The organism is uncultured Roseivirga sp. (genome assembly GCF_963973945.1).
Classification (GTDB): domain Bacteria; phylum Bacteroidota; class Bacteroidia; order Cytophagales; family Cyclobacteriaceae; genus Roseivirga.
This window is the reverse complement of record NZ_CAXBBV010000004.1, coordinates 215,046-227,223: the sequence shown is the minus strand read 5'-3', so window position 1 is coordinate 227,223 and position 12,178 is coordinate 215,046. Positions and strand designations below refer to the sequence as shown.

The window sequence follows — 12,178 nt, the reverse complement described above, 5'->3', positions numbered from 1 at the left end:
AGTGAATTTTAAGCTTTGTGAATGACGCGAGGCCTTAGAATGACTTTAATTGAGCACCGTCCATGTAGGTTGCAGCCTCATGCTTGTTGTCCGAATTTCTTTTTAAGAAATTTCCGTGCTTCCGACCGTTCTTCATCTGAGCTATTTCAGCGGTTTTATCGAAATACCAAGTCATTTGAAGTCCATTTGCAATTCCCTCAGTGTATTCCGCAAAAATGATTTTACTTTCAGACATTAGAAATTGCATGGTCATTCCATCCATTTTCCCGTTCTTCCAGGTGCTATACACTGCGTCATTTCCGTTGATAGAAACTCCTTTTCCGTTGTCGCAATTACCCATAACACAAGGTGCGGTGCCAGTTGTAGGCAAAGGGCTGTTACTCACGTGAACATCGTTTTTATAGTCTTTAAACTCATAGCCCGCCTTAGTTCTGACAACATGCAGACCTTCCTTCTTCCCTTCTATATATTGGCCAAAGGCATACAGGTTGCCATCACTTTCATAACTGAAGAACCCGTGCCTTTTTCCATCTTTAAAAGTGCCCCAAAACTTACCAAAATCACCTGTTTGATTAGCGATACCATTGAGTTTGCCGTTTTCGTAAAAACCTACCTGATAGCCATAATCTTTGCCATCGGATCCTAAAAGCTTGGCAAATGAATAACCATTCTGGCAGTCGCCTTTCACGCACTCAATACTGTTTTGAGCGAAAAGGTTAAAGTGAATGAAAGCAATAATAATTGTGAGCTGCAATCTTTTCATGGTGAGCCTTATGTTGTTTGTTGGATTCAACAAAGCTATTCAGCTACAAAGGCAGGTTCAATAGGGCAATTGACGTAATTCAACAGAAGATTTGGAGAATCAATTAACGGAGAAATAGGCTTGACCTTAATCGGCTATCCCCCTAGTGGGTTGGTTGATCTTAGTGAAGTAATTTAAGAAACACCTGTATTTGGTGGGCTCGAATTAATAAGTCTGTAGTTCAGCAAAAAGCAATTCATGCTCCGACCTTTTTTTAGCTTTACCGAGAGTTTATACATCATGCTTTCATTTTGTACATCCTCAATTTTGAAGTCCGTATCATTTAGAATTGGAAATCTATTTTTGAGCATTACTCTTTGCTCTCTCCAACTTCTTGTTATTTGTATTTGATAGGGTTCTCAGTAAATATTTAAAGCTACTGTTACTGTAAACGTAGGACACTACCTAAGGACTATTAGTTTAGCATCCGCCCTGCTTCATTTACAGTTAAGTCATTAAGAGAAAAATTTTAAGTGAAAACGGAGTTCTACATTTTAATCCACTTTACAGTTATACCTCAATCTCCATATAAAGCTTTACATCAAGTACATGATCAGCCCACGTTGCAAATTACTTGTGAATACAGAATTAGAGAGCCTCCGCCAGAAAAAATCACTTGTAGAGCTGGGTATGGTCGAACTTTTTTGACGAGTTCAGAAGGCAGGACATTGAATTACTCAAAGCCAATTTACTGAGATCTGGTCTGGAGCTTCTAGATGACAAGAGAAACATCTTAGAAGAAAAGATCAAAAGTACTTTCACAGAGATGATTTACCACACAAATGAACTTCCAAAGGCCAATTATTCAGACTACATCAGCCATAAGCTAAATTAAGACTATACTTGCTTTGCTAATAAGTTATCTGAAGTAAAACGCATTACGATTCAGCATTACATTATCATGCACACAATTGAAAGGGTCATAAAATTGATTCTTTACGATGAGTTCTCCCTATCCTATATCGCATATAAAATGTATTACAGCAGTTCGGCACATTTGTCGAACCAATTCAAAAAAGGAACCAGCCTCACTCCCTAATTCTTTAAGCAACTTAAGCGAAAAAGGAATCTGAATTTAGCATATTTGCAACTTAGGTAGTTAACAAAAAATGAAAGTCTATAAATACTGACTAAATTAAACATTTAAGTTGTCAGCTTCATTACTCTCTTGGAAAATCTTAAACGATTATCTAATAAGCGCCACAGTTCCTGTCTGAGTAAATTGTAAAATCTGACCATTTATTTCTCCTGAATAAACCACATTATAGCTGTACGTTCCAGAGGAGACTGGCTTACCACTAACAGTTCCATCCCAAAAGGAATCAAGTGCTTTAGTATGATAAACTTGATTACCCCAACGATTAAAAATACTCAGTTCAAATAATAACACTCTGGATCCCATGATTTCAAAAGTATCATTAACACCGTCACCATTAGGTGAAAAAGCATTGGGAAGAAATATTTTCGGATAGCAGGCTTCGGTTACCTCTATATAAACACGAGGTTTCTCACAAGTCCCATTTGAAACCTCTAACCAATAAATACCTGCACTATCTACAATTAAAGAAGGCAAACTACTCCCATCAGACCACAGGTAATCTATATTATTTGATTCCAACTCGGGCATGATCTCTAACTGCTCAATCCCCTCACAAACCACTGTATCTGAAATCATCTTGAAAGAGAAATTTTCATCAACTTTGATGTTAATAGGGTCTGACATTTGGCTTATGCACCCATTATTTTCAACATACAAGGTATACATACCAGATTCTGTCACCTCTAAAGTAGGATTTGTAGAACCATTACTCCACGAGATATTACCAGTTGCAGTTGTGCTTAAGTTTACCGAGCCCCCTTCGCAAAATTGCGTTGCACCCATAACCTCAATTATTGGTTGTTCAGGAATTGGATTGACTATTACCTCAATTTCTCTAGAAGGAATCCCATCCTCACAAATTTCAGATTTTTGCCAAACCGTATAAATTCCAGATTGACTAACCGAAATAGTCTGAGAGGTTTCACCAGTAGACCAAATAATATTATCGCTAAGGTCGGAAGTCAATTCAACACGACCACCTTCACAGAATTCTATAGGCCCCGTTACCGTAACAGTTGGCTGGATTGGTGGAGGGGCAAAATTAATTGTAACAGTATCTGAATTTATACTTTCACAACCAGATTGATTAACAGATTTCACCCAATATTCACCCGATGTAAAAACTGTTATTTTGGTTGTTGTTTCTCCGGTAGACCACAATATGTTGCTATCCACAGATGACTCCAATTCGTATGACGAACCCGAACAAATATCTATATCTGTCGAGTTTATTCCTAGTATTTGAGGCACTGGAAGGTTATCTAACACTTTTAAATTGACAGTTGCCACATCTATTTTGCCAAACTCGTCCGTAACACTGATAGTTACTTCAGTCTCCCCAAAACTTTCAAACCTAATAATATCCAAAACATATCCTGATGATGACCTTGTAATAGAGGCATTCTCATCAATCAGAACACTCTGGTTTGAAGAGTTAAGTGATATGGCAAGTCCATCATAATTATCATCTGATAAATCAATATCAAAATGAAACTCTTCTAAAGAGCACACCATCAATTCTTCTTGAGTTATGTTTATGCTAGGCGGGGCATTTGAATACCTTGCAATAAAAGCACTCTTTTTACCCATGCCAACAATCACAGGCTGTACTCCTTGGTTCAAATCAGCATCAAAATCGTAACTTCCTCCCACCAAAAGAAATGAAGTATCAGTGTCAAAAATAACATCTTCAATACGAGCAGATCCCGCTCCACTTGGCAACGACTCATATGCTCCAGAGTACATTATTTTACCGTTTGGGCTATACTTAACTACATAGGAATCATAACCCCCATTGTAGTTGTAAATGGTATCTCTTATTGCTTCCGACTCCGTCACTATTAAATCTTGTGTTCTGATTCCAGTTATAAGAATCTCATCATTTGAATTAATTGCCAAGCCCTGAATTTTATCCTCTTGTTTACCTCCTAAATGGCTATACCAAATCAAACTTCCAGACTGGTCAAGCTTCATTAGTACGGCATCACTCCCACCTCGCCCTACTAATTCATCCGTATAACCATCCAAGTATGTCCTTAGGTATACATCATAAAACAATATTAAATTTCCTTCAGAATCGATTTTCAATATACCTGACTCTTCATTACCCGGTTCGGGGTTCTTAAAACCTGTGGCCCTCACAAAATCTCCATTCTGTGTAAATTCAGAAATATACAAAACCGCATAATTAGAAACATTGGTATAATATTCTGCTGAGAAGTTAAAAATCCCAGGACCAAAGTCAAGGTCAGTTCCTTCTTCCTTTCCCGTGATCAAAATATTATTGTTGGGTAAAATAGCTATATCAGAAACCAATGATCTCTCAGGAGATTCGGATGCCTTAGCCCAGATTAAAGTTCCTTCTGAAGAGTACTTGGCCAAAAAAACAGAAGGTCTACTCGTAGGATTAGTTAGAACAAATTTTGAAGATGATGGATCAAAATCTAATTCCAAGCCCATTATCCCCGTAATAACAATATCTCCGTTATTATCAATTTCTGCATCAGAGAAAGAACTGAACCCAGTTTCTCCAATAACTTCTGCCCAAATTAAAATACCTTCTGAGGAATATTTAGCAATAAAAGGAGCTCTGTCCACATCAAAACTCCCCCTTTTATATTCAGCACTTGTTGGATCAAAATCTGTTGGCCCACCAACGTTCCCAAAAACCAGAATATTATCATCTTCATCTACCAATATCTCATTAACTCCGATCTCATCATTTATACTAGAAATGCGAAAAGCCCATAAATAATTACCCAATCGATCGTATTTGGCAAAAAAAGAATCTTGGTAACTCAACGAGGGTGGTATTTCTACTCCAATTTTCGGATCAAAATCAACGCTCCTATTTGCATAGCCACCAACAATGATATTCCCATAACTATCTGTGGTTACAGTTTTTATTACCGACTCTCTTTCTGATTCCAGTGCAAAAACCCATTGCAAGTTTTGACCATATAGATGCTTACCGCAATGAATAAGTATTAATAAATATATTAGCCTTTTAGCCCGTACTTTCATTTATAGTAGCCAGAGTAAGAAGATGAGTTCAATGAAGTTACTCAATATATAGGAAATATTACTCAAGTAAAGGTTCATGCAATGAATAAATTATCCATACAATATCTCCTAATATGGGTTAAGCAAGTTTTCCTTTAAATGGATTATCAGAATGCTAGATAATCAAGGCTGTTAGTGAAAACCCGATTGAAGTATAACACTGGAAGTCTTCCCAATACAATTGTTCTAAAATTTCAACTGTAAAGACCTCTTTCATTACTTTCTTGCCATCTATCGGCTCCGAAGCTTCGAGGGAACCAATGACAATAAAACAAAAAAGGACAAACACAAATGTTTGTCCTTTTTGAGCCTCCTATCGGGATCGAACCAATGACCTACTGATTACAAGTCCGAATCAATGACATTGATAGTTATTAATAGTGCCTCAAATGGGCTTTATTGTGCGTTTTTTCCTATTTTCACTTCCAATAAACTCCTGTCAAAACCAAAAAAGCACGCAAAAAGCACGCAAGTAATAGGAGACACACGCATGGCAACAATCAAGCTTACACTCGACACAAGGGCAAATTGCCGTACAAATGAAGGAAAATATCCTCTTGTTTTACGCATAGGACATAAAAGTAAGACAAGAGATATTGGCTTGGACATACAGGTCTTTGAAGATCAAATTGAAATTAGCCCTTTAAAAATAACAGGCATAACAAATGCTGTTCGGCACACCAAGCGCATTGATCAAAAATACAAGGATATTGATCTATGGCTGGATGAGAACAAAGCCATGATTAAACTCTGGTCTATTGCTCAACTCAAAGATGAGATAGAAAAGAAATTCTTCAACAAACAACCTGATCTAAGCCTCCTCTCCCACTCGGCAAAGCTTCTCTATCGCTTTCATGTTGAAAAGCGATTTTCAACAGCATCTTCCTATGAAGACTCATTGAAGCTGGTTATCAAATACCAGATGAAACAAGCTCGTCAAGATGACAAGGTGATGATCAAAACACTCTTCAATAAGAATATGGATGATTGTTTTACGGTCAAAGAACAATACAAACAGTATGACCTACCCATTAAGAGTATCACCGTGTCTTTTGTCCAAGAGCTAAAGACTTACGTTGATAGTCGTTCCAATTCAAAAAACACTGTGGCTATATTTTTAAGAAGCCTACAGGCTGTCTTGAATGATGCCGAACGCACACATCCTGAACTCAAAGGACACAAGCCATTAGAGGGCATTAAAAAATCAAGTAGTAAGAATGCCACAGTCGTCCTAACCTATGACGAAATTGATCTTTATCGGAATACTGATTACCCAACTGACTCTGGGCAATTTCATGTGCGTAATTACTTCTTGTTCATGTTTAACAACATGGGTATGAATTTTTATGATCTGGCTCTTTTAAAGGTTCATCAATTTGACGGTGAACGGATCAACTACACCCGAAAGAAAAATGAGAATAGTGACGGTGACTTTTTCTCCATCAAGCAAACCGATGAAGCTAGACACATCATTGCTCACTACAGCTATGGTAAAAATCAGGATGATTACCTCTTCCCTATTCTATCTTCAGACACGCCCGAAAGTCGGATATTTCGGGTTAAGAATGATAAGGTGAAATGGTTCAACAAACACATGAAGAAAATGACGAAGGAATTAGGCATTGACAAGAATGTGACCACCTATACTGCTAGGGACACATGGACAAACTTAGGCTTAGAAATGGGTATTGATATTAGAAAGATATCCTCTGGTTTAGGTCATGCCAGTGTAAAAACCACCGAAAAACACTATAGCCAAACGGTTCAGGAACGGATTTTGGATGAGATTAATAGTCAAATCACCTTGAGACCGTTAAAAATTAATTCTCCATAAATAAAACCTAAAGGGGTCTTTGGTTATTTCAAAACACATTTCATGTTTGATCCTGAAGAGTAATGTAGTTTTCTCCGATACTCTTCAAAAATATGGTCATTATTATACTCTGGTAAGGGCAAATCGTTTTGAAGTGCTTTAGTATAAAGCAAATTGTATTCATCTGTATATTCTCTTAGTTTCCTCAGAGTTTCAGATGTTAAACTTTCTCTATTACTTTTATTGACCTTAGTCAAATCAAGCTCCTGTATTGCTTCCATATTTTTTCAATTTAGCAAACTCTTCTTTTAATTCAAGTGTTTTTATTCTACTTAGTTCATAGAGTATATATTCTGTATACGAAACAACGTTACTAAAAAGTTTAAAAAACTTATCTTTAGGAGCACTCTCTCTACCGATTATATCTATTTTCGAGGAATCAACATTTATCACCCCTACTAAATCGCCATCCCAACTCACCTTCTTAGAAAAGAAACTTTTAAAGCCTGTAATTTCATTCAAAATATAGTTATTTAATCTCTTAATCACTTCACCATCAACGCCATCTTTAGCCATAATTTGAGGTAACATATCTACATCATAAATAATCTGATACCCATTAAAACTAAAACATGCAGTTGGAGCACCTGGCAAAGCCCTTTTAACCCCATTCTCACTCATCATTTGTCTAGGAACGGGTAAAACCACATTTTCGTACTCACATTTGATGCTTCCATTGGTGCGATTCATAATCGAGCTATCTGTTTCTAAAAAAAGATATCCCAAAAACATTTCCTCACTCCATTCTTTAAAGAATTCCGTTTTCTTTCTTAGAAATTTCAGATATTCAACCTCACCATCAGCTTCAACAAACAACATTGCATTAATTCCAAAATCTTCCTCTTGAGAGTCTGATGCGTAATTTGTCATTTCTATAATCGACTGAAAGACATCTCTCAAGATTTCATTCAAATGTGCTTTATGCAAATCTCTGTCTGTCTTATTAAGCACATTGACATCAACTTTGTTTAAATTTGAAGCTTGTATTCTCACCACTTCAAGTATACTTGGATACTCCGTAATTAAATATGGATTATTTACTCCATATAATGTCCCTGTAAGGGTTACTAATGTCTTTTCTTGTTCTTCAAAAGATTTTGTTTGGTTCTTGAGCGTTTCTTCTTGACGAACAAGCATTTCACCCAAACTATCAATTCTTTGCTTACTCTCAATGTGCTCATCCCAGACTAATAAGTACATTACAATGGCCCAAATAACCAAAAGTATCCAAAAAACTAATGTCGAAACATCAATATCTGAAAACAGGCAACTTCCGAAAATACTATTAAAAAAACACCTTGTTGAACTCTGAATTTTATCAGAGTCAATTGCTATCCAAATACCAATAATAATTGGGTAAAGTCGTGCCAAAAACTGCACCCAACTTCTATTATTATTAATCCAAACTCTTAGTTTCAGTTTCAAAAATTCAAAGAGCGTATTTATAAATCCTTGAAAGGATACTCTAAACTTCTTAATCTTACCCATATTCTGAATATGAAATAGTATTAGTAGGAAGCACAAAAGAAATCATTGGATTATCATTTATTGTTCTTCTTTAAAAAATAAATGACTAAAATAGTAAAAAACTAGAATGGAAATTATCTGTCTTGAAGAAAAAGCGTTTTATGCTCTTGTTGAAAGAGTCGTGGATCATCTCAAGCAAACGCATTCAGTTGAACGTGATAAATGGATATCGGCTGATGATGCTTTAAAACTCTTAGACGTTAAGTCTAAGACAACACTCCAACGGATGCGTGATGATGGACGCATACGCTTTTCTCAACCACAAAAGAAAATCATTCTTTATGACCGTGACTCCATCATTGAATATTTAGAAGAAAACGCACAAGACCGATTTTAAAAGAAAAGTGATATGAATGAAGATCGCTATATAAAAGGATTTAATGCTGGATACCTTATGCAAGAAAAAGACCCTGAGCTTTTCAAAAGCTTGAGTGATAATCTAACCATCAAAAGTGAATTCCTCGAGGGAATGAAAGATGGTGGTGAGCAATATGTTCATGATCAAGTCGACCAACTTAAAGACCAACACAAAGATGATCTTGATCCTGACAAAATGCTTCTTGATAACATTCCCAGTAAGGAAAAAGACCGTTCAAAAGACCTTGAAAAGTAAACCCCTAAATCCATCTCCTTCCTCTCAACTGTTAGATGCCCTTTAAACGCTCAAACAGGTTCGGTCAAGGGCGGTGGAGGCACGAACACCGTTTATATACCCTTGACGGGTTCTGATTGAGCTTTACCTTCGCATCTCAGATGAAAGGAAGGCTAGTCCTCCTTATCAATATCCTTGTCTTTATCTTTTGATTTGTCTTTGGAATAATCATCCTTGTCCCTAGAAGGTTCATCAGGATCATATCCTTGATGCTTATCAAAGAAGTCTTTCATTTCCTCAGCATGTTTTTCATTCATTTTGCCTATTTCCTGCTGGATTCTATCTGCTGTCTCAGGTGGTAAATTTTCCTTACTTCCGTGCGCTCCTATAACGTCATCATGTTTAGATGCCATTACCCCTCTCTCCTTTAAATGCTTCTCATAAAGGGCAACTTTTTTCTTCTCAAAATCTGAATTACTCATTGTTTTTACTGTTTACATATGGTACAATTTTGTATGGATTGGAATATCATTTATACATATGGCGACATGCGCTGGACGATCTATTTCGACAAGTATATCGGTCCAGGGAAAACAAATGTCTTCACAACTGCATGGTGTGACTTTAAGGATTTGATTGCACACAACACGCCTATGTCGGAACGGATCATTTCCAACTATTACGGCATTCCGATTGATAAACTGAAGAGTGAAATCTACGACTATGAAGATCAGCTTCTTAAGTACGTCAACAACACTTTGGCCAAACATCAACTGGGTCGAATGACAAAAGAAGAAATGGAAGAAAACCTTGAAATTCTTCTGAGTAGTTATGTTGAAATGTATATGCATGAATTCTATTACCTAGCCCAAGAAATGCGTATGGCGAAAACCAAACGCCTCTTTGAAGAAAGACATCAGGCTATTAGCCAAAACAATTCGGCTCAATAGCCTCTACTCCGTCCAAGTATCTTTTGATAAATTCTCTGTATTGGTCTCATCAAACAAAAGTTGTCTAACATTTTCATCGGTTGGCAATGCCACAGGCAATCGGATGCCGTGCACTTCTTCCATCGGCTTTTCTTCCATCAGAATCCCTGCTTTATCTTGTGAAATAATATTTTGATCAATAATATCGAGCACCGCATTCCTTCCTTGCATAGCACGTCCAAACTGCCTGATTACCATGATCACGCCACAGAATAAAAGGATCGCTCCCAGCACCTGAAAGTAAGGAATCAGAAGAAAAACAATCCCAACAATAATCGGCACACTTGGCTCAAAGAGAATCTGAATGGTTTTACTATTGACAGGGATACCATAAAGTTTTTGACCAAACCGATCATTGAAAAATTTGTGATACTCCCCTTGGGACAAACTGAAGCGATCTAACTTGTAGGTTACACCATATTTTGAAATCTCTTGTCTCTGCTTAATCGACTTGAATAAAAACGCACAAGCAAAAAGAAAAAGCACAACATCAAACCCATTATCAAAATTGGGCTGCATGTTAAGAAGCATAAAAATGAACGCAACAATTTTTGGTGCCAAACTTATCAGCAACAATAACAAAAAAATGAAGACCGAAGAAGCCAGTGTAAAATACCGTTCCCCAAACTTCTTTCGATAAAATACCTCAATGATAATACTTGGGTATTTTGCCAAAGCAAAACCCAAACCCACCAAGGCTGTCAGGATAATATTATCTCTACGTTCAAACCCAGACCAAAACAGCTTAATCTCATTTTCTTCACGTCTTGTATATGCTTTCATAAGGAGTGTTGTTTATATGTTTTGTGAAAAATATTTACGGACATAGTTTGTCTTCGAAAATTTAAAAGGTGCACCTTGACGGTGAATAATGGCTTCTGTGATAAAGTTATTCATCTCCCCTCCTGTCTTTAAGGTTGCAAACTCTGAGGGTTGAATCACATATTCAACCGTCTCAGAAATCCCCTGATTATGCGATACCTGCTCCCCATAACTTGACCCTTGATTGGCTTGCCATGTTCTGATTTTACCGACTGTATCAGCCGCATATTGATTGGTCTGAATACAGCTATTGGCATGAAATATTTTAGTCCCCATATTCCCCAACAAAGCTTCAATTCTGTTTCTACCCTGCTGACCAGCCCCAGCATGGATATAATAATTGGGTAGGTTCTGACTGATATAGATAGTGCTTGCCCGAAACGATCTCGCTGTTGATTGATGGTCAACATCATGTTCGTGTAAAAATAGATGGGCTTCATCTGCCCATAGAAAAACGGGTCTTGAAGTTTCATCTATCTTTCGTCTTTGCATGGCTCGTTGCCAGATATATTTGAAAAGGATCTGACCATCTCTTCCTGCCTGTTCATAGATCAGGTAAGGTAAGTCCAATACGATCACCTTGCCTTGTTGAGTGTCCTCTGGTCTAATCGTTGTGCCACTACAAAAAATTCTATTTAAAGGCTCAGATAAAAAGCGATGAGAGAAATTCAAAAATATCTGTTCAACAATTGATCTGGTCTTTGGAGATAGGTTGACCCAAGTGGTTAAAAAGAAATCTTCGACCTTTCTAAGTTTCAAATACATCTGATCCGATACATTAGAAACAATTAAAGAGTTAATGATATCTGATGCCTTTTTCATCATCTTGAAACACAAAGATTGTGACCGCCATTGAATGTCTTTTACTTCGTCCAAACTTGTCGGTGCACTCTTAATAACAGCTGATATATCTTTAAATAAAAGCTCCTTCTTATTCAGGTTACATAAGTCAATGGCATGGATTAAAAGTGATCGCATTGTCCCATCCCAAAAGGACTTATCTTTCTCATCTCCTTCAGGTTCTCCCGCCTTCATAACGGTCATTAAAGTCGAGGCAATATTGTGCGTTATACCTGCTCCTGAATCCTTCCTTTTACTCTCATAATCTAGGAAGTTGAAAGTTTCATTTGAACCTGCACCAATACGGTAAAGGTCTTTTGCTCTTCCTGTTTTTTCACAGTATTCTTGCCACTGGGCATACTCTTCTTCTTTGGCGCACATCACCACACCACCAAAACCAGATCGCAAATAATTAAGAGCTAAATTTTTACCAGACCCAGAAGTTTTACCCGACCCAATACTGCCAAAAATCGCCACTCCTTCAAAGGCATGTCGAGGCGTGAAACTATCCTGCTCTGTTAAATGTAAAATCGGGCGATCAATAAAAGAAGGCATACTCTATTGTGTGTGT

11 protein-coding genes are annotated in these 12,178 nt (G+C 37.2%); 4 read left to right on the top strand and 7 right to left on the bottom strand.

Annotated features, from left to right (window positions below):
• Positions 1-34: 34 nt before the first annotated feature.
• Positions 35-763 (bottom strand): hypothetical protein, encoded by a 729-nt coding sequence (locus AAC026_RS09345; RefSeq protein ID WP_339697264.1) that lies wholly within the window; start codon positions 761-763, stop codon positions 35-37.
• A gap of 1,225 nt (positions 764-1,988) precedes the next feature.
• Positions 1,989-4,850 carry a gliding motility-associated C-terminal domain-containing protein gene (locus tag AAC026_RS09340; RefSeq protein ID WP_339697262.1) on the bottom strand — a complete coding sequence of 954 codons (2,862 nt, stop codon included), beginning with the start codon at positions 4,848-4,850 and terminating at the stop codon, positions 1,989-1,991.
• A 472-nt stretch (positions 4,851-5,322) separates the two neighbouring features.
• On the opposite strand from AAC026_RS09340, the gene AAC026_RS09335 reads away from it, so the two are divergent.
• Positions 5,323-6,798: a tyrosine-type recombinase/integrase gene (locus AAC026_RS09335; protein ID WP_339697260.1), complete on the top strand. Its 1,476-nt coding sequence runs from the start codon at positions 5,323-5,325 to the stop codon at positions 6,796-6,798.
• Between the two features lie 23 nt (positions 6,799-6,821).
• Here the strand turns inward: AAC026_RS09335 and AAC026_RS09330 are convergent, their stop codons facing one another.
• Entirely contained in the window at positions 6,822-7,058 is a 237-nt protein-coding gene (locus AAC026_RS09330; RefSeq protein ID WP_339697258.1) for a hypothetical protein, read from the bottom strand.
• Entirely contained in the window at positions 7,036-8,325 is a 1,290-nt protein-coding gene (locus AAC026_RS09325) for a hypothetical protein (protein ID WP_339697256.1), read from the bottom strand. The genes AAC026_RS09330 and AAC026_RS09325 overlap by 23 nt, the downstream gene beginning before the upstream one ends.
• A gap of 106 nt (positions 8,326-8,431) precedes the next feature.
• Here AAC026_RS09325 and AAC026_RS09320 point away from each other — a divergent pair, with 106 nt between their 5' ends.
• A complete protein-coding gene (locus tag AAC026_RS09320) occupies positions 8,432-8,701 on the top strand; it encodes a helix-turn-helix domain-containing protein (RefSeq protein WP_339697254.1) in 270 nt (89 codons plus the stop codon).
• A gap of 12 nt (positions 8,702-8,713) precedes the next feature.
• On the top strand, positions 8,714-8,977 hold the full coding sequence (locus tag AAC026_RS09315) for a hypothetical protein (RefSeq protein WP_339697252.1): 264 nt from the start codon (positions 8,714-8,716) through the stop codon (positions 8,975-8,977).
• Positions 8,978-9,129: 152 nt separating this feature from the next.
• On the opposite strand, the gene AAC026_RS09310 is transcribed toward AAC026_RS09315, so the two are convergent.
• Positions 9,130-9,438, bottom strand: coding sequence for a hypothetical protein (locus AAC026_RS09310; protein ID WP_339697251.1), 309 nt, complete (start codon positions 9,436-9,438; stop codon positions 9,130-9,132).
• 18 nt (positions 9,439-9,456) lie between these two features.
• Between AAC026_RS09310 and AAC026_RS09305 the strand changes: the two genes are divergently transcribed.
• Positions 9,457-9,906 carry a hypothetical protein gene (locus tag AAC026_RS09305; protein WP_339697249.1) on the top strand — a complete coding sequence of 150 codons (450 nt, stop codon included), beginning with the start codon at positions 9,457-9,459 and terminating at the stop codon, positions 9,904-9,906.
• A gap of 3 nt (positions 9,907-9,909) precedes the next feature.
• Here the strand turns inward: AAC026_RS09305 and AAC026_RS09300 are convergent, their stop codons facing one another.
• Together AAC026_RS09300 and AAC026_RS09295 are read right to left on the bottom strand one after the other, a co-directional pair.
• The gene (locus AAC026_RS09300; protein ID WP_339697247.1) at positions 9,910-10,728 is read right to left on the bottom strand and encodes a hypothetical protein; all 819 of its coding nucleotides are present in this window, start codon (positions 10,726-10,728) and stop codon (positions 9,910-9,912) included.
• Positions 10,729-10,740: 12 nt separating this feature from the next.
• On the bottom strand, positions 10,741-12,162 hold the full coding sequence (locus tag AAC026_RS09295) for a TraM recognition domain-containing protein (protein WP_339697245.1): 1,422 nt from the start codon (positions 12,160-12,162) through the stop codon (positions 10,741-10,743).
• Between the last annotated feature and the right edge of the window lie 16 nt (positions 12,163-12,178).